General features: G+C 66.6%; 15 protein-coding genes. 9 read left to right on the top strand and 6 right to left on the bottom strand.

Annotation, left to right across the window (positions count from 1 at the left end):
* Window positions 1-7 precede the first annotated feature (7 nt).
* The 3 genes from QMZ26_RS03250 to QMZ26_RS03260 all read right to left on the bottom strand — a co-directional run bounded on the left by QMZ26_RS03250 (window position 8) and on the right by QMZ26_RS03260 (window position 3,716).
* On the bottom strand, window positions 8-370 hold the full coding sequence (locus QMZ26_RS03250; RefSeq protein ID WP_079221655.1) for a DUF3088 family protein: 363 nt from the start codon (window positions 368-370) through the stop codon (window positions 8-10).
* Between the two features lie 168 nt (window positions 371-538).
* Entirely contained in the window at window positions 539-1,120 is a 582-nt protein-coding gene (gene msuE / locus QMZ26_RS03255; protein ID WP_283220562.1) for an FMN reductase, read from the bottom strand.
* A 16-nt stretch (window positions 1,121-1,136) separates the two neighbouring features.
* On the bottom strand, window positions 1,137-3,716 hold the full coding sequence (locus QMZ26_RS03260) for a TonB-dependent receptor (RefSeq protein WP_283220563.1): 2,580 nt from the start codon (window positions 3,714-3,716) through the stop codon (window positions 1,137-1,139).
* Between the two features lie 462 nt (window positions 3,717-4,178).
* On the opposite strand from QMZ26_RS03260, the gene QMZ26_RS03265 reads away from it, so the two are divergent.
* The 4 genes from QMZ26_RS03265 (at window position 4,179) to QMZ26_RS03280 (ending at window position 7,373) form a co-directional block, all read left to right on the top strand.
* Window positions 4,179-5,171: a helix-turn-helix domain-containing protein gene (locus QMZ26_RS03265; protein ID WP_283220564.1), complete on the top strand. Its 993-nt coding sequence runs from the start codon at window positions 4,179-4,181 to the stop codon at window positions 5,169-5,171.
* A gap of 79 nt (window positions 5,172-5,250) precedes the next feature.
* On the top strand, window positions 5,251-6,495 hold the full coding sequence (locus QMZ26_RS03270; protein ID WP_283220565.1) for a hypothetical protein: 1,245 nt from the start codon (window positions 5,251-5,253) through the stop codon (window positions 6,493-6,495).
* A gap of 230 nt (window positions 6,496-6,725) precedes the next feature.
* Entirely contained in the window at window positions 6,726-6,896 is a 171-nt protein-coding gene (locus QMZ26_RS03275) for a CsbD family protein (protein WP_200732715.1), read from the top strand.
* A 132-nt stretch (window positions 6,897-7,028) separates the two neighbouring features.
* On the top strand, window positions 7,029-7,373 hold the full coding sequence (locus tag QMZ26_RS03280; RefSeq protein ID WP_283220632.1) for a response regulator: 345 nt from the start codon (window positions 7,029-7,031) through the stop codon (window positions 7,371-7,373).
* Here the strand turns inward: QMZ26_RS03280 and QMZ26_RS03285 are convergent.
* Window positions 7,321-10,095 (bottom strand): PAS domain S-box protein, encoded by a 2,775-nt coding sequence (locus tag QMZ26_RS03285; RefSeq protein ID WP_283220566.1) that lies wholly within the window; start codon window positions 10,093-10,095, stop codon window positions 7,321-7,323. The two genes, QMZ26_RS03280 and QMZ26_RS03285, sit on opposite strands and share 53 nt — an antisense overlap.
* A gap of 350 nt (window positions 10,096-10,445) precedes the next feature.
* On the opposite strand from QMZ26_RS03285, the gene QMZ26_RS03290 reads away from it, so the two are divergent.
* On the top strand, window positions 10,446-10,865 hold the full coding sequence (locus QMZ26_RS03290) for a BLUF domain-containing protein (RefSeq protein ID WP_283220567.1): 420 nt from the start codon (window positions 10,446-10,448) through the stop codon (window positions 10,863-10,865).
* Window positions 10,866-10,908: 43 nt separating this feature from the next.
* Here QMZ26_RS03290 and QMZ26_RS03295 read toward each other — a convergent pair whose 3' ends face one another.
* Both QMZ26_RS03295 and QMZ26_RS03300 read right to left on the bottom strand, forming a co-directional pair.
* Window positions 10,909-11,340: a BLUF domain-containing protein gene (locus QMZ26_RS03295; RefSeq protein ID WP_283220568.1), complete on the bottom strand. Its 432-nt coding sequence runs from the start codon at window positions 11,338-11,340 to the stop codon at window positions 10,909-10,911.
* Between the two features lie 126 nt (window positions 11,341-11,466).
* Window positions 11,467-12,408, bottom strand: coding sequence for an AraC family transcriptional regulator (locus tag QMZ26_RS03300; RefSeq protein WP_283220569.1), 942 nt, complete (start codon window positions 12,406-12,408; stop codon window positions 11,467-11,469).
* A 97-nt stretch (window positions 12,409-12,505) separates the two neighbouring features.
* Here QMZ26_RS03300 and QMZ26_RS03305 point away from each other — a divergent pair, with 97 nt between their 5' ends.
* From QMZ26_RS03305 to QMZ26_RS03320, 4 genes are all read left to right on the top strand, one after another.
* Complete coding sequence (locus QMZ26_RS03305) at window positions 12,506-13,339, top strand: oxidoreductase (protein WP_283220570.1); 834 nt, start codon at window positions 12,506-12,508, stop codon at window positions 13,337-13,339.
* Window positions 13,340-13,517: 178 nt separating this feature from the next.
* Window positions 13,518-15,110, top strand: coding sequence for a sensor domain-containing diguanylate cyclase (locus QMZ26_RS03310; protein ID WP_283220571.1), 1,593 nt, complete (start codon window positions 13,518-13,520; stop codon window positions 15,108-15,110).
* Between the two features lie 120 nt (window positions 15,111-15,230).
* Window positions 15,231-16,997, top strand: coding sequence for a GGDEF and EAL domain-containing protein (locus tag QMZ26_RS03315; protein WP_283220572.1), 1,767 nt, complete (start codon window positions 15,231-15,233; stop codon window positions 16,995-16,997).
* Between the two features lie 114 nt (window positions 16,998-17,111).
* Window positions 17,112-17,558, top strand: coding sequence for a chemotaxis protein CheW (locus tag QMZ26_RS03320; protein WP_283220573.1), 447 nt, complete (start codon window positions 17,112-17,114; stop codon window positions 17,556-17,558).
* Window positions 17,559-17,771 lie beyond the last annotated feature (213 nt).

The following is a 17,771-nucleotide window of genomic DNA, read 5'->3' on the forward strand; positions in this document are numbered from 1 at the left end:
TCCTCCCTCAGGGATGGGCCACGGGAATGCCAAGCAGGCCGTTCAGCGCTGCCAGGATCGGTTCGGCACCGGAGACGTACTGCCGCTCGTGGTGCGCGCCAGTGGCGTGCTCGCTGTGAACACCCTGCGGCAGCACCAGCTTGGGCAACGACTGGTCCTGTTCGCCGATCTCCGCGATCACCTCGCGTCGCGGCCGGGCAAAGCCAATGCGGCGCACGTCCAGCTGGGCGTCCAGGCCACCGATGCTCGACAGCGCGCCTTCCAGCAGCAGGCTGTGCCGGCAGAAGAACCGCTGCCCCGGCAACTGGCCGTCCTCGAACTCGCGGTCGAGCAGGAACAGGATGGGTTTGGGCGTTGCGTCTACAGCCACGGTATCGTCCTCATCAGGTCCGGCAATGCATTGCCGCTTCGTATTCGATGCTAGAGAAGACCGGCGCTGCCTCTGCGCCATCGCGCGACAATCGGCGGTCACATCCGGCCACGCAGATGCGCCTTGGCCATAAGCAGAATGCTGCCGGTTATGCCGCGCGTTCGGCGCTCACGCGATCCGCCGCAACGGCGCCGGCGCAACGACCGCCTGCACGGCCAGATGACCGGCTGCACGCTCGGCCGCCAGCTCGATGCGCACCTGCAGCGCCGTGCTGCTGACCTGCCCACCCGCGAAGTCGGCCGGCGTGGCATACACCCCGATCGGCAGCGTGTGCGCCTGCAGGAAGCTGAACAACGGACGCAGCTGGTGGTCGATCACCAGGGCATGGCGCTCGCTGCCGCCGGTGGCGGCCAACAACACCGGCGTATCCACCAGCGCGTCCAGCTCGATGAAATCCACCAGGTGCTTGAACAGCCCCGGGTAGGAACCGCGATACACCGGCGCAGCCACCACCAGCAGATCGGCCGACTCCACCGTGGCCAGCGCCTGTTCCACCTCCGGCGACGCTTCCGCACGCGACAGCGACTGCCCCAGCGAGCGCGCGATCGGCGCCAGCTCGACCAGCGTCACGCTGGCATGCAGGCGCTGCTGCAGTGCCTCCAGCAGGTGCCGCACCAGCAGCAGCGTCCGCGACGTCGCCGAGCTCGTCGGCGAACCAATCAATGCAACCACGTTCAATGCAGATGACATGCAATGCTCCCTTCAATCAGAACCGGTAATTGACCCGCCCGTACCAGAACGCACCTACCGTGCTCAGCACATCGCCGGTGTCCCAGGTGGTCTCGATGCTGGCTACGTCGGTAGCGCTGCGCGCGTACTCGGGCACCTTGCGGGTGCGCTTGTCGAACACGTTGTTGATGCCCAGCGCCGCACTCCAGCCGCTGCCCAGTTCGACCCCACCGGACAGATTGGTCACCAGCACCGGCGGCTGCTTGTATTCCACGCCGTTGTTCAGGCGCTTGATCGGGCCGAAGTAGGTGAAGTCCAGGTTCGAGCGCCAGCGCCCGTTCTGCCAGCCCAGCCCCGCCACCTGCGTGTAGCTGGGCGTGCGGAAGCGCAGCGCGTACTCGCTGGATTTCGTCAGCAGGTTGATGTTCGGCAGCCCCTGCAGCGCGCCAGGAATGGCGCTGACCTTCTGGATGGTGGTGCGGCCGACGTTGGCCGCGTAGGTCCAGCGCAGCTTGCCCCACGCCGTGTCCTGGTTCGCTTCCAGGGTCAGTTCCACGCCGCGAGTGCGGGTATCGCCCACGTTGGTGAAGTAGCTGGCATAGAAGGCATCACCCGGCAGGATGCTGATGCCGGCCGTGCCCAGCAGGGTATCGATGGTGTTCTTCTGCGCAGCGGTCAGCACCGTACCGCTGTTGTCGGTGATGCGTGCCGGGTCCTGCGCGTTGTAGCCGATCTGGCTGGACTGGCCCAGCTGTCCACGGATGTCGATCTGGTAGGCGTCCACCGCCAGGTGGAACGCCTGGCTCGGGTCCCAGGTCACACCGAGGCTGTAGTTGGTCGCTTTCTCCGGCTTCAATGGCGTTGCGCCGAGGGCGATGGCCGCCGGTGATGAAACCTGCGCCACCAGCGTAGTACCGCACGGGCAACTGCCAGTGGCCTGGTAGAACTGCGCGCCCAGGCTGGGCGCATGGAAGCCGTTGCTGACCGTTGCGCGCACGCCCAGCGCATCGGTGAAGTCGAAGCGCGTGGTCAGGCGCCCGGTCGACACGCTGCCGAAATCCGAATGATCTTCCCAGCGTGCGGCCGCATCCAGGTACCAGCGCGAGGTGATGTTGCTGGCCGCCCCCACGTAGACCGCTTTGCTGTTGCGGGTGGCTTTCACCGCGTCGGCGGTGGAGTAGCCGACGAAGGCGGCGGCACCGAAACCAGTGTAGGACTCCCACTGCCCTGCGCCGCGCTCGTACTGCTCGTGCTGGTATTCGGCACCGGCGCTCACCTCCAGTGGCGAAGCGAACGCTGCCACCTCGAAGCCGCGGCGCAGGTCGAGGTTGGCGATGCCCTGCTGGTAATCCAGCTTGCCGTCATAGAAATCAGTGGGCGAACCCGGATACGGTAGTGAGAAGTTGGCCGAGTTGCGCGTATACGTGCGTACCGTGCTGCGGTTGCCGGTCAGGCTGGCGTCGTAATCCCAGCCCGCCAGCTGGCCCTTCACCCCGGCACTGCCGGTGTACTGCTTCTCCTTGGTTTCCAGCACCGGCAGGAATCCATCGGGCCAGACGCTCAGCACGCTCGGCGCCTTGTAGGTGGTGAAGATGGTGGCCGGCAAGCGGAAGTTCTGGATCGCCTGTGCACTGCGGTCGCTGGCTGTGGCGGTGGCGTAGAACTGCGCGTTCTCACCCAGGCCATGGCCGGCGTTCACCGCAAAGGCCTTCAGCGAGTACGAAGGCGAGCTGAGAATAGTGTTGGCCTCGGCATCACGCGTAGCCTCGGCTGGGTTCGGCGTCGCCCCGGCCGGAAGCTGGTTGTTCGGCCGCAGCGCCACCAGGTTGCCGTTGGCATCCACCGCCGGGTAGCTCAGGTAGCCGTCGATGTAGCGCCGCGTGCGGATGGCGTGGTGCTGGCGCGTGGTTTCCCCGGACAGGTTCACGAAGCCATCCTCACCCCACGGCAGGCCGACGTTTGCACGCACGCTGGTGCGGGTGCCGTCGCCATCGATGCTTTGCCCGCTTTCCACCGAGACATCGCCACCGTGCGCCTGCGACTTCAGGATCACGTTGACCACGCCGGTGATCGCGTCGGAGCCGTAGATGGCCGAGGCGCCGTCGCGCAGCACTTCCACATGGTCGATGGCCGCCACCGGAATCAGCGCGAGGTCGGCCCAGGCATGGCCGGGATAGCCGCCACCGTTGGCACCGCTGACATAGGCACTGGCGTTGCGGCGCTTGCCGTTCACCAGCACCAGCGTGTAGCCCGGCGACAGGTTGCGCAGCTGGTAGCCGCGGATCAGGCTTTCCTGGTCGCTCTGGTAGCCACCGATCTGGCTCAGCGACGGCAGGCTGCGCTGCAGTGCTTCGAGCAGGTTCGCCTGGCCGGTGGCCGCCAGGTCTTCCGCCGAGATCACGTCGATGGGCGTGGAGCTGTTCTTGACGGTGCGCGTGCTGCTCCGCGACCCGGTCACCACGACGGCATCCAGCGTGGACGCGGCGAGGTTGGCGGACGTGGCCGTCGCTGCGTCTGCGGGGCCATCCGCTTCGGCGGCATGGGTGGAGGCTGCGGCCAGCGTGGCTGCAATCAGGACAGCGAGGGTGTTCAGGACAGGCGAATGGGCGGCAGGCATGGGGGCTCGTGGGGGTGGGCCGGAGACACACCTCCATTCAAAGACCCCGGCCAGCGCCGCAACAGCGGATATCGCGTCACCCAGCCGTCATATCCGGCCAGCCACATGACCGCTGGTAATGACCTTACGCAACGCTGGGCGCCACGCCGCCCGATGCCATGTCCATGGGATGGCGACGGACGACGGGGGGATGAGTGATGTCGGCGGTCGGCGGTCGGCGGTCGGCGGTCGGCGGTCGGCGGTCGGCGGTCGGCGGTCGGCGGGGTAGAGTCGACTGTTAGTCGACTATCGCGCGCAGCGCGGGCTTCCAAACGGTGTCGCCAACAGCAGTCGACTAGCAGTCGACTCTACCCAGTCGGGTACACCAAGCCAGACGAACGCCCCCGCGCACATGCTCCACTGGCATCACCACATGCCCGCGCGCCGCTGCGCCCACCGCAACCACCTCGGTAGCATCAGGCCATGAGCATCGACCCGACCGCGCCCACCGTCGCCATCGTGGCCTGCCACGGACAGGGGCTGTTCGAGCTCGGCTGCGCGGTCGGCCTGTTCGCGCCCATCCGCCCGGAACTGGGCGTGGCCTGGTACCGCACCCAGCTCTGCGCCGGCGAACCTGGTGCGCTGCGCATGCTCGGCAGTGCACAGGTGCAGCTGCCCTGCACGCTCGATGCCGTCGATGACGCCGACATCATCGTCATCCCCGGCTGGCGCGAGCCCAGTGAGCGCCCGCCACAGGCGCTGCTTGATGCGCTCATCCGCGCCCATGCGCGAGGCGCGCGCATCGCGTCCATCTGCTCGGGCGCGTTCGTGCTGGCCTGGGCAGGCCTGCTCGATGGCCGCCAGGCCACCACGCACTGGCGGCTGACCGAGGCGCTGGCGCGTGATTTCCCACGCATCCACGTGCGCGAGGATGTGCTTTACGTCGATACCGGCGACATCATCACTTCCGCAGGCTCGGCCACCGGCATGGACATGATGCTGCACATGGTGCGCAAGGATTACGGCGCGCGCGTGGCCAATCTGGTGGCCGAACGCCTGGTGCTGGCGCCATGGCGTGATGCCGAGCGCAGCCAGCGCGTCAGCCGGGCCATTCCCAATGGCGAGCCCACGCGGCTGGCCAGGCTGATGGAATGGATGCGCCACAACCTGCGCGAGACCCATTCGCTGGCCAGCCTGGCCGAACAGGCTGCGCTGAGCCAACGCACGCTGCAGCGGCAGTTCCTTGAAGCCACCGGCCTGTCCCCCATCGACTGGCTCATCCGCGAGCGCGTGGCGTTTGCCCGCGAACTGCTGGAATCCACCGACCGCCCGCTGCAGTGGGTGGCCGAACAGGCCGGGTTCGGCTCACAGGAATCCTTCCGTCGGCATTTCCGCGGGCTGGTCGATGCCAGCCCGACGGAATACCGCAGCCAGCACCGCGGTGCGCTCAGTGCGGACCGGCTGGTCGGCTGCTGAGTGCCTCCTCAACCGGCTTTCCACGGCGCCACCACCGCTGCAAGATAGGGGATGGCCCTGCACTGCCGATGGAACGGTGATGACTGACAGCCCCTACCGGAACTACCGCGTTGGCATCGGCGTGTCGCTGCTGTTGGCCGCGCTCATCGCCACCCTCTCGCTCATCGCGGTGGCGACCCCCAACCTGGGCTGGGGCGTCGTGGGGCTGGCCACTGTGGCGATCTGGGTCGGTGGCCCGTTGCTGCTGGTCCTGCTGCTGGCGTGGCTGCGCTACATGGTGCGGCAGCGCGGGCGCGTGCCCGGCCGCGTACACGCGTGGATGTTCCTGCCCACCGTCGCTGCCGCGCTCATCATTCCGTTCTGGGAGTCCGTACAGCACAGCTGGGCCAACATGGTGGGCGGGTCGCGTGACCCTGTTGCCGAGCTGCACATCAATCTCAGCGGTCAGCCGCTGTGGCTGGACACCTCGCCGTATGCGTCCACCGGCTCCGGCACTGGCCCGGACCTGCCCATGCAAGGCGATACACCCGAGCGCTTCGTGGCCTTCCATCGCTATCCCAACGCGCAGTCCGATGTGGACCGCGCGTTTCCGTACCAGGACGCGCGCCTGAAGCGCTCCGTGGAACACTACCGGTACGCCACGCCATCCGGCGATCGCGCCGTCACCGAGGTGCCACTGGTCCGCCGGCCGTATCCGGACACCACACGCTTCAACGCCGGATGGCGCAGCACAGGCACACCCGAGCTGGTACACATCTACTACCACTACAGCGATCATGTGGAGGTCGTACCCACGCTCGCGCGCCTCAGCGGATCGGCTGCCGACGATCTGCAGCGCAGCCGCTTCGAGGGCCTGGTGCTGTTCAGTATCCACAACTATGGCCACGCGCCCATCGTGCGGATGGAGGCCGATGGCATCGCACTCGACATCGGTGACAAAGCCATCGAGAACATCCCGGCGGTGCCCGCGGATTGCACCGCCTATGGCTATCCGGCCGGCGTCGCGCTGCTGCCACTCGACCAGCCGCTGCAGGTGCGCTGGCAGACCGTCGATGCACCCACGCGGTGGCACGGCGCGCGTGTGCAGGTGCCTGCGTTCCGGCAGGCGCAGCCGTTGCAGGGCCAATCCACGTTGCAGCACGTTCTGCTGTACGTACTGCCTGACGGCACGCTGGCCGCCGAACGCTATGCCGAAGTGTTCGACGGCGACACGCAGCGCGGCATCAAGGCCACCGGCCTGCCGGCCAGTGCTGCCGCCTTTGCGCGCTGCGGCAGCGCCCGCGCTGGCTACAGCGAGCGTGCCGGCGCCGTGCTGGCTGACTGATCCGCAGCGCTGGCGGTCCCAGCCGAGCGCTCGTGCAGCGCGCACATTCCGCCGGGCTTGGCCCGGCGCTACCGCGTCCTTGCGCGCGGTGCCAAAGTCGGTAGTGCCGGCCGCTGGCCGGCAAACCGCCGCAGGTGAAGATGGCCCTACCAATTCGTTCACTGACGCAACACCGGCGCCAACGCACGATCAGGTCGCCCATCCCGGGCCTTACGCATAGGTGTTCTGCAATGGACAAGAATCGTACCGAAGGTGCCAAGAACCAGGTCAAGGGCACCGTCAAGGAAGTGGCCGGCAAGGTCACCGGCAACAAGACCCAGGAACTTGAGGGCAAGGCACAGAAGGACGTGGGCAAGGTGCAGAGCGCGGTGGGTAAGGCCAAGGACGACGCACGTCATTGAGTGCCGTCGCAGCCGCCGCAGCCACAGGGCGCGGCGGCCAGGTGCCCTCTCCGGAGGGAATCGCCGGCAGGTTCATCCTCGCCCAGCATTGAGAATCCACGCGCGGTGACTCTGTCGACCACACAACGCATCCTGCTCGTCGAAGACGATACGGCCATCCGCGAACTCACCGAAGATGTTCTCACTGACGGCGGGTATGAGGTCATCGCTGTCTGCGATGCGGAGAAGGCGGTCCATGCACTTGCCGCAGCTGAGTCGTTCGACCTGCTGATTTCCGATATCCGCTTGCCCGGCATGAACAGCTGCGAGCTTGCACGCCATGCGATGGCCCTGGACCCCGCCCTGCGCGTACTCCTGGTCACCGGTTACGCAGGCCAGCGCGCAGGCGATCCGCAGTCCGTGCCCAAGGACATTCCCCTTCTGCTCAAACCATTTTCGTTACGGCAGCTTCTGCAGTCGGTGCACAATACGATCTGAGATCGCCTGCCAGCAGCCGGTCCACACGGCGCTCGAGTTCTGCAGCCGAGAACGGCTTGGTCAGTATCTCCATCCCCTGTTCAAGGTGTTCACCCCCTACCGCTGCAAAAGCGGCATAGCCGGTAATGAACAGCACAGGCAACGCCGGCCGCGTCTGCCGCCCCGCGTCAGCCACCTGGCGGCCATTCAAGGTGCCCGTCAGGCCGACATCGGTCACCAGCAGGTCGAAGGGCTGCCCCGTCGCCAGCAGCGCCAGCGCCTCGCTGCCATTGGCTGCTTCGGTCACGCGATGGCCTTGGGCGCACAGGACATCCCGCACCAGGGCACGAATGGATGCCTCATCCTCGACAAGCAACACCGCGCGACCAGACATCACTGGCGTGCTCTCAGTGTCGTACAGCGGCTGGACATCAACCGACGGCGGACCATTGAACTGGGGAAGATACAGGTGAATGGTGGTCCCCTGCCCTGGCGTCGACTCGACGTCCACCTGTCCGCCCGATTGCCGGGTGAACCCATAGATCATCGACAGGCCCAGCCCGGTGCCCTGCCCGATCGGCTTGGTGGTGAAGAACGGCTCGAACACTTTGTCCAGCACGCTCGCATCCATGCCCGTGCCGGTATCGCATACGGACAGGCGCACATAGGTCCCTGCGGGCAGTCCAAGCTGTTCACTGCGCGGTCCCGCCAGCGCCTCGACCTCAGTGGAGATGACCAGCGTTCCACCCTCGGGCATGGCGTCGCGGGCATTGATGCACAGATTGAGCAGGGCGTTCTCCAACTGTGGGGCATCCACCAGCACGTCGTCACCCCCATCCTGCAACCGCGTTTCGATTTCGATCGAGGGCCCGATGGAGCGGCTGAGGATGTCCAGCATGCCGCTCACCAGCGACGAAACCTGCACGGAGGACGGGGCCAGAGTCTGTCGTCGCGAGAACGCCAGCAGGCGTTGGGTCAGCGCGGCGGCCCGATCGGCGCCACCGCGGGCCATCTCGAGATAACGCTCCAGACCCTCCGTGCGCCCCTGGCCAATCCGCAGTTCCAGCAGCTCCAGGCCCATCGAAACAGCAGTCAGCATGTTGTTGAAGTCGTGCGCGATGCCGCCGGTCAACTGGCCCAGCGATTCCATCTTCTGGCTTTGACGCAGGCGCTCTTCCATGGCCATCAGTTCGGCCGTGCGTGCCTGTACCCGCTCTTCCAGGGTCAGGGTCAGCTGCTGCAACCGCTGCTGCGCGATACGACGATCCGTAATGTCGGCCGCGGCCCCGAACCACTCCTTCACCCGCCCCTGCTCATCCAGCAATGGCACCGCACGCATCTGCAGCCAGCGCACCGCGCCATCATCCAGCAGGGTGCGGTGCTCAACTTCCAGCGCCGATCCCGTATCGCGCGCAGCTTCAATGGCAGCGTCCACAGCTTCCCGATCGCCAGGATGGATCAAGCGCTCGCGCCAGGTGCCTGATGGGTCGTGCAGGTCTATCGCCTCGCCCTGGCCATAGATCAGGTCCACCTGCTGCCAGTCTGAAGAAATGGAGTACAACGACTGGGTCGCCGCAGAAACCAGCGCCCCCAGGCGTCGCTCGCTCTGCACCAGCGCTTCGGAAGCGTGCCGCTCGGCCGTGCGGTCGCGGAACACCACGACATAGCCCACCGCTTCTCCCTCGTGGCCACGCAGCACCGTCATCGAGCCATGCGCCCAGAAGCGGCCACCGTCGCGCCGGCGCAGCCAGCGCTCACCGCTCAATCCGCCTCTCTGCTGCGCCTGCTCCATGTTGTAGCGGAAGCGCCCGGCCTGCCGGTCATCGTCCAGGTACAGCACTTCACCATGCTGGCCCAGCACCTGGCTTTCGTGCCAGCCGAGAATTTCCTCGGCACCGCGGTTCCACAGCGTCACCAGGCCGTCCATGTCGAAGGCGATGATCGCGTAGTCGCGCGCACTGTCCATGATCTGCCGGTGCCGCGCCTCGGTCAGCGAAAGATGCCGTTCCAATGCCACCTGCGGCGTCAGGTCCAGGCCCTGCACGAAAATGCCGTTGACCCGGCCCGCGTCGTCCTTGCACGGCTGGAACACCACATCGACGATATGGCACGGGCCACTGCCAGCCTGCGCGATGCCACTGTCATAGGCCACCTTGCGGCCGATGTATGGCTCACCCGTGCGATAGACCTCATCCAGAAGATGCAGATAGCCCTGGTCCAGCACTTCCGGCAACGCCTCCACGATGGGCCGGCCAAGCACCTCGCGGTGACCGATCAGGCTGGCGTATCCCGGGTTGACCAGCTCGATCCGGTGCTCCGGCCCGGTCAGGAATGCCATGAACAGCGGGGATTTCTCGAACAGCGCGATCAGCCGCTCGTTCTCGCGCGCCAGCCGATCCTGGGCCACCACCATCCCGGTTACTTCCTTTGTCACGCAGAAGGCACCCGCTACCTGCTCATCCTCGCCATGAAGCGGGGAAAACGAAAACGTCCACCAGGTATCTTCCGGCGCACCGTAGCGGTTCATCGCCACCGGCACATTTTCAAAGCGCGAGCCCTGCCCGGCGAAGGCCCGCTCGATCGGCTCACGCACCGCAGGCCAAGCATCGGCCCACAGGCTGCGCAGCGGCGCGCCCATCGCGTGGTCCAGGCGCGGCCCGAGGATGGGCGCGTAGGCGTCGTTGAACAGGAAGATCAGTTCAGGCCCCCAGACCAGGTACATGCTTTCGGGGGAGTTGAGCATCAGTTCCACCGCACAGCGCAGCGAAGCGGGCCACTGGGCGACAGGGCCAAGGGGCGTCGCCGACCAGTCGTGGTCGCGCACACGCTCAGCCGCAGCGCCGGCTGCACGGGGAAACACAGGGAAATGGGGTTGCACTTCAATTCCTGGTGGAAAGCGGGAGTCGCAGCACCCCAGGGGCATCCCGCCCGCTGCAGAAAGTGAGACTGTCCAGGCCAATCTACGACATCCGGGCCGGAGGCGCTGTCAACGCAGGCTCAAGGATGGCCAAGCCGCTCAGTGTGTGAGCAAAGCCTCACAGCCCCGGCAGTAGCGCTCCGTATAGTGACGAGCGTCACATAAGAACCCCTTCCATGCTCCGTGCGTTTGCCTATTCCAGCCACATGTCGGCTGGTCTTTCCGACGAAAAGATCCGCAGCATCATCTCCCAGTCGGCCTCATTCAACCGCGTTGCGGGCGTCACTGGAGCATTGCTGATCAGTGGGCCGCAGTTCTTCCAGTACCTCGAAGGGCCACCGGACGGGCTGGATACCGTCATGCGCCGCATCCATGAAAGCCGCTCGCACCACGCCATCGTGCAGGTGCTGGATGCGCGCATAGAGACGCGCGCCGTGCCCTATTGGGCGATGACCCGGGTCGAAACCGGGCAGACCGTGGTGTCCGGCCTGGTCAATGCGCAGTGGGACGAATTCGGCCAACGCGCTGCCATCGCCAGCCCGGGCATGGGCCTGCTGGCCGCGCTGCTGCGCCCGCACTTCCCCGCGCTGGGCTGAGTGGCTGTCTGAGTCGCTGGCCCGCCGACCCAGAATGGGCGCGCTATGCGTGGGGCAGCTCCCAGAAATCCACCAGCGGCCCCAGCCCGGGCACCGCACGACGATCGTCGCGCACTGTGGGGAAGTGACGCTTCCACTTGCCGGCGGCAATGGCATGCAGGGCTGACACGTCCACGCTGCGGCAGACCATCGACCACGTGCGGAAGTAGCGCTCGCTGACCGCCTGGTCAAACTGCACCACCACGTTGCCGTGCCGGGTGGCGGCCTCTATGCAGCTGAACACCTGGTAGATGGCTTCTTCCGGGCCTTCCAGATACTGGAAGAACCGGTGCCCATCAAACAGCAGGATGCCGGTAACGGACAGCGACTGGTTGCGCGCCATGGCGTCGATGTGCAGTTCGTCGATCGAATCGGCGCCCAGCGGGCACGACACGGTGCTCTGGTAGGCCAGCGCATGCAGAGGCAGGGCAGACATGGGTACTTCCGGGAATGAGGAAAGCGTGGCGCAGACTCCTGCGCCGGGGTCGCTTGAGAAGCGTGCGACACATTAACCAGCCGCTCGTGCGGATGGCGTGACCAATAACCGCCACGATGCCCGCCCTCAATGCGATGAGACGTACACCGCGTCCACCGGCGCCGGCGGCAGCGCAAAGCTGCGCCGCATCCGCGCCACCTCGGCCGCCGGTGGCAACCCGAACAGGCGCTTGAACTCGCGATTGAACTGCGACGGGCTGGCATAGCCCACGCCCAATGCGGCCGCCTCGGCGGTCATGCCCTGCCGCAGCATCAGCAGCCGCGCCTGGTGCAGCCGGGTGGACTTCACATACTGCATCGGCGAGGTACCGGTGATGGCACGGAAGTGGTCGTGGAAGGTCGGCACGCTCATCTCCGCCTCCATCGCCAGCGCCTCCACATCCAGCGCCGTCGCGTAGGCCGCATGGATATGCCGCAGCACTCTGCCGATGCGCCCGAAGCGCCCGCGCATCGCCAGCGCCTCACGCATCGCACCGCCCTGGGCCCCGGTCAGAACACGGAAATACAGCTCCCGCACCAGCGCCGGGCCCAGCACCACTGCTTCCAGCGGATCGCCCAGCGCTTCCAGCAGGCGCAGCACGGTCGCCTGCATCGCCGCCTGCATCGGGCTGGCCATCATGCTCTGCGCCGATGCCGGGGCATGGGCCGCGTGCGCCTCCAGCTCCAGCATCAGGTCCGCGGCCAGCTGCAGGTCCAGGTGCAGGTAGATCGCCAGCAGCGGCGCGTCGGCCGTCGCCTCGGTTTCCATGGTGAACGGCACCGGCACCGACACCGCCAGGTAGTGCTGCGCGTCGTACTGGTACACCTGCCCGCCCAGGTAACCGCGCTTCACGCCCTGGCAGACGATCACGATGCCCGGGTCGTACAGCACGGGCGTCCGCGCCAGCGGTCGGTTCGAGCGCAGCAGGCGCACGCCTGGCAGGGCGGTCAGCGTGTAGCCCTCGTCCGTGGCGAGGGCCTGCAACAGGCCCACCATGCGCGCCTGCATCGTCTGTTCCGCAGAAGGCATGGACAGCTCATAGGAATAGGCAAGAATGGCCGAAGCCTAGGCCTGGGATGCTCGTAGTGCAAGCACTAACGTGCAAGCTCCCAACCGAGAGCCCCCCATGACCACGTCCCGCCTCTTCCTCATCACCGGCGTCAGCAGCGGCTTCGGCCGTGCGCTGGCCGAGCACGCCCTGCTGGCCGGCAATCGCGTCGTCGGCACCGTGCGCAACGAAACCGCTCGTCATGACTTCGAAGCGCTCGCCCCGGGCCGCGCGTTCGGCCGCCTGCTCGAGGTCACCGATGCCGACGCCATCACTGCCCTGGTCACCCACATCGAAGCCGACATCGGCGCCATCGACGTGCTGGTCAACAACGCCGGCTACGGCCACGAAGGCGTGCTTGAGGAATCGACCCTCGCCGAGCTGCGCCAGCAGTTCGAAGTGAACGTGTTCGGCCCTGCCGCACTCATCAAGGCCGTGCTGCCGCACATGCGCGCGCGCCGTCGCGGCCACATCCTCAACATCACCTCGATGGGCGGCTTCATCACTCTGCCCGGCATTGCCTGGTACTGCGGCAGCAAGTTCGCGCTGGAAGGCATCAGCGAAGTGCTGGCCAAGGAAGTCGCTGGTTTCGGCATCCATGTCACCGCCGTCGCGCCCGGTTCGTTCCGCACTGATTGGGCCGGCCGCTCGATGGTGCGCTCGCCCCGCGCCATCGAGGATTACGACGCGCTGTTCGATCCCATCCGCAGCGGGCGCGAAGCCAAGAGCGGCCAGCAGCTGGGCGATCCGGCCAAGGCCGCGCAGGCCATGCTGCAGCTGATCGACAGCCCCACGCCGCCCGCACACCTGCTGCTGGGCAGCGATGCCGTGCAGCTGGTGCGCGGCAAGCTGCAGGAACTGGGCACCAGCATTGACCAGTGGGAAGCCCTGAGCCGTTCCACCGACGGCTGAGCCGCTGCGCTCGCCGGGCATGGCCCGGCGCTACCGGGGCATGACCCTGCTGGTGGGTGCCGACCGTTGGTCGGCACAAGATCAGATCCACCGGCTTCCGCGTGAAGACCGCGCGCACGGTTCCCCTGCACCCTCGGTTGTAACCTGAGCCCCTACCAGCCGCCAGGGAGACGCAGGCGTGAATGCATCGATCCGGCAGGTGAACCTGCAGCGGCTGATCCTCGCGCTTGCCACGCTGTCGGCGCTGGTCATGCTGGGCAATACGCTGTGGGCCAGCTACCAGGTGCAGCGCCAGCAGCTCATCGAAAAGAGCCTGGAAGCCAACCGGGTCTACGCGCACTCGCTGGCCCAGTCCACCCAGCATTTCGTGCTGAACGCGCAGCAGCAGCTCGCGGTCGGGGCCGAGCGCCTCAGCCGCGGGCTCGACCAGCCAGCGGCACACGATGATGAAGTGGAACGCATCAAGCTGCAGACCGATGCCTTCAACAGCGTCATCGCGGTGGATGCCCAGGGCGTGGTGGTGGGCACCTCACCCGCCCTGCCGGAACTGCAGGGCAAGGCGCTCACCAGCGCCGCCAACCGCAAGGCGCTGCAGCAGCGGCTGCCGATGGTCAGCGATCCGTTCATCGCCCACACCGGCAATCTGGTCGTCACCCTCTCCCACCCGGTATTCGATGCCGACGGCGGTTACGCGGGCTACATCACCGCCTCCATCCACCTGCGCGACCCGAACGTCCTGCATTCCCTGCTCGGCACGCACCCCTACGAGGATGGCTCGTACCTGTACGTGGTCAGCCGCGATGGCACCCTGCTCTACCACCCCGAACCGGACCGGGTCGGCCAGCCCGCCACCCGCAACGCCGCCGTCGAAGCGCTCAGCCAGGGAAGCGCCGGTGCCCTGCATTCGCACAACAGCCGCGGCGTGCACATGCTGGCCGGTTTCGCACCGGTGCCCGCCGCCGGCTGGGGCATCGTCGCCCAGCGCCCCATCGATGCCGCCACCGCACCCATGGGCAGCCTGTTCGCCACCGTGCTGCGCAACGCCGCACCGCTGGGCCTGTTGTCGCTGCTGCTGATCTGGCTGTGCTCGCGCCGCATCGCCTCGCCACTGCAGCAGCTCGCGCAGCACGCGCAGGAAGGCGATGTCGGCGCCGCCATTTCCCAGGTCAAGGCGGTCAATTCCTGGTACTTCGAGGCCGAGCAGCTGAAGCAGGCCGTGCTGGTCAGTTTCCGCAACCTCAGCGATCGCATCGGCAAGCTCGACCTGGCCGCACTCACCGATCCCCTCACCCAGCTGCTCAACCGGCGCGGGCTGGAACGCGCGCTCAGCGCCCTCACCGCCTCCGGCGTGCCATTCGGCGTCATCACCCTCGATGTGGACCACTTCAAGGACGTCAACGACCGCCACGGCCACGACGCCGGTGACCAGGTCATCGCCGGCGTCGCCCAGAGCATGCGCGCCAATGCCCGCCCGCAGGACGTGCTGTGCCGCCTCGGTGGCGAGGAATTCCTGGTGCTGCTGCCCGAGGTCAGCGCCGATACCGCGCTGCAGGTGGCCGAACGCCTGCGCACCGCCATCGAAGCCCAGGCCTTCGCCAAGGTCGGGCACGTCACGATTTCTGCCGGGGTCAGCCACTACCCGGAAACCCAGTCCAACGCCGATCTGGCCATCCGTCAGGCCGACAAGGCCCTGTACCGCGCCAAGCACGGCGGCCGCAACCGGAGCGTGCTCTACCGCAAGCGCAGCTACCGGCCTGAGCCTTCCTCTTGACGTGTTGCTTGCCGCATCTACACGGTACCGACGCAATGCATCTGCAACGCTGCAATCGCTCCCTGCATGCAGCATTGCAACGACCTGGCTCCCGCGCTCCCGTTCAACCGGTTAAAGCACATGGCCCCTACCCGTTCCGAAGAACGCATGTCGACACTGGGCAGCCTGGATGCCCTGGACGACGTTGTCAGCAGTTCGCTGGACCGCCTCACTGAACTGGCCACGCGCCTGTTCCAGACCGAGGTTGCTTTCGTGTCGCTTGTGGAAACCAACCGGCAGCGCATGATTGCCCGGCAGGGCCTGGAGCCGGGCGAGATGCAGATCGAGCACTCCATCTGCGCCCACACCATCCGGTCCGCCGACGGCCTGGTGGTTGCAGACCTGCGCGCAGACCCACGCTTTGCTGGCAATCCACTTGTAGTGGACCCGCCTCACCTGCGCTTCTATGCTGGCGCGCCGCTGGTGGCCAAGAACGGTGTCGCCATCGGCGCGCTGTGCGTCATGGATCCTGCTACCCGCGCGTTCAGCCCCGATGATCGCCGGCAACTGCAGACGCTGGCCATTGCGGTCATGAACGAGCTTGAGCTGCGCGTTCTGACCGGCCGTCGCGATCCTGTCAGCGGTTTGCCCAATCGCCATCAGTTCACCCTCGACTACGCCGCCTGGTCGGCACGTGCACCAGGGCGTACCTGCTTTGCCGTGCTGGTGGACGTGCTGGATCTGCCGCGCGCCAACGAAGCCGGCCAGGTGCTGGGCATGGCACCGCTGGAAGCGCTCATCCGCCGTGCCGGCGCACGCATCAAGGTAGCGCTGGAAGGCGTCTGCGAGGTCTATCACGTAGGCGTGACCCGCTTCGCTTTCGTGCTGCAGCTGCCCGACCGCGATGCTGCCGAGCGGCTGGTCACCGAGCTGCATGGCCGCCTGACCCGCTCCATGCTGGCCGCCGCCGTACCGATGGCTCCGCTGTTCCATGCTGGCCTGTGCGAAGTGCAACTGGGCCGCGACAGCGCCGATGATGTTCTGCGCCACATGCTGATCGGCCTGCATTCTGCCCACAGCGCTGGCGCACCGTTCTGCTGGTACTCGGCCAAGCGCGATGCCGGTTTGAAGCGTGGTTATCGCCTGGCAACCGACGCGGAAAGCGGCCTGCGCAATGACGAATTCCATCTGGTCTACCAGCCCCGGTACCGCGCCTCGGATCTGGTACCCGTGGCCGCCGAAGTGCTGCTGCGCTGGCAGCATCCGGATCTGGGCGCGGTAAGCCCCGCCGAATTCATTCCCGTGTTTGAACGTACCGCCCTGATGGAAGTCGTGACCGATTGGGTACTGGACCATGCACTTACGCAGTTGGCCCAGTGGCGGCGTGACGGTCTTTCGCTGGTGCTTTCCATCAACCTGTCGCCACGCGACGTAGCGCGTGCGGGCATGGCTGACAGCCTCATTACCCGCATCCAGATGCACGGCCTGTCGTGCCACGATATTGAAATTGAAATTACCGAAGGCGAATGGCTGCGCGCCGACTCGCCTCCCGGTGAACAGCTCAAGCTGCTGGCCGCCGCAGGCGTGCGCATCGCCGTGGATGATTTCGGCAGCGGCTACAGCAACTTCGGCTACCTCACCGATCTGCCCATCAGCACCATCAAGCTGGACAAGTCGATGATTGACGACCTGCCCACCGACGCCCGCGCGCAACTCAAGGTGCAGGCCGTCATCAGCCTGGCCCACGGCCTGGGCTACAACACCGTGGCGGAAGGCGCTGAAACAGCCGAACAGGTCGCCTTGCTGCGGGCCTATGGCTGCGATGAAATCCAGGGCTTCGCACTGTCACGCCCGGTCGATGCCAGCGCTCTGGCCGCGCTGCAGACGGTGCCGTACGTTCCGGCGTGAGCCACACGCCCGGCTGAACGCCATTCAGGAAATTCATCTTCCGCGTACACCGTTCCTGGCGGCAACGCGTCATGATGGTGCCGCAGCAGCAATGCCCCTTCCACTGGAATTCCTTTGCAGCCGTCTTCCCCCTCGGCCGGATCACCGGCCTCGCCGTCGCGTTCCTTCTTTGAATACCTGGCCGTACGGGCCGGTGAGCAGTGGTTTGCCGTGGATGTGCAGGCCACGGTGGAGATACGCGGCCCGGAAACCTTTGACCGCCCCGGCAGCGAAGGCCGCCTGACACTGGCCGTGCGCGAAAAGGCGCTGCGCGTGGTCGATCTGCGCAGGCTCAGCGGGCTGACACCGTTTACCTACACCTGCCCGGCCATGGCGCTGGTGCGCGCCGGGGTGGATGTGATCGGCCTGGCCGTGGATGAAGTGGGCGACATCGAGAGCGTGCCGCGCAAGCAGCTGCGGGCCGACAACCCACTGGGGTATGTGTTCTGCAGCCAGAGCATCGCCATGCCCGACAAGCGCGAGATTCCGCTGATCGACCCGATGTTGTTGATCTCCGCGTAACCAGACATCGCCCATGTAGCGCCGAGCCCACGCTCGGCTGCTCCGATGTAGAGCCGAGCCCACGCTCGGCTGCTTCTGCGGGCCCCGCCCAGTAGTGCCAGCCCATGGCTGGCAGCACATACCCCGTCCGGCATCACGGAGCGCGTGGCCCCCACGGTAGCGCCGGGCCATGCCCGGCGATCCACACACCCCCAAAGAGCACGGCAAGACCGC

The sequence above is a fragment of the Stenotrophomonas sp. PFBMAA-4 genome, assembly GCF_030053215.1.
In the GTDB taxonomy this organism is placed as follows: Bacteria; Pseudomonadota; Gammaproteobacteria; order Xanthomonadales; family Xanthomonadaceae; genus Stenotrophomonas.

Coding starts and splice junctions, on each gene's coding strand:
- msuE (WP_283220562.1), bottom strand. CDS start 1,120: ATGTCATCTGCATTGAACGTGGTTGCATTGATTGGTTCGCCGACGAGC.
- QMZ26_RS03300 (WP_283220569.1), bottom strand. CDS start 12,408: ATGCCTTCTGCGGAACAGACGATGCAGGCGCGCATGGTGGGCCTGTTG.
- QMZ26_RS03285 (WP_283220566.1), bottom strand. CDS start 10,095: ATGCTCAACTCCCCCGAAAGCATGTACCTGGTCTGGGGGCCTGAACTG.
- QMZ26_RS03290 (WP_283220567.1), top strand. CDS start 10,446: ATGCTCCGTGCGTTTGCCTATTCCAGCCACATGTCGGCTGGTCTTTCC.
- QMZ26_RS03275 (WP_200732715.1), top strand. CDS start 6,726: ATGGACAAGAATCGTACCGAAGGTGCCAAGAACCAGGTCAAGGGCACC.
- QMZ26_RS03260 (WP_283220563.1), bottom strand. CDS start 3,716: ATGCCTGCCGCCCATTCGCCTGTCCTGAACACCCTCGCTGTCCTGATT.
- QMZ26_RS03270 (WP_283220565.1), top strand. CDS start 5,251: ATGACTGACAGCCCCTACCGGAACTACCGCGTTGGCATCGGCGTGTCG.
- QMZ26_RS03315 (WP_283220572.1), top strand. CDS start 15,231: ATGGCCCCTACCCGTTCCGAAGAACGCATGTCGACACTGGGCAGCCTG.
- QMZ26_RS03265 (WP_283220564.1), top strand. CDS start 4,179: ATGAGCATCGACCCGACCGCGCCCACCGTCGCCATCGTGGCCTGCCAC.
- QMZ26_RS03305 (WP_283220570.1), top strand. CDS start 12,506: ATGACCACGTCCCGCCTCTTCCTCATCACCGGCGTCAGCAGCGGCTTC.
- QMZ26_RS03295 (WP_283220568.1), bottom strand. CDS start 11,340: ATGTCTGCCCTGCCTCTGCATGCGCTGGCCTACCAGAGCACCGTGTCG.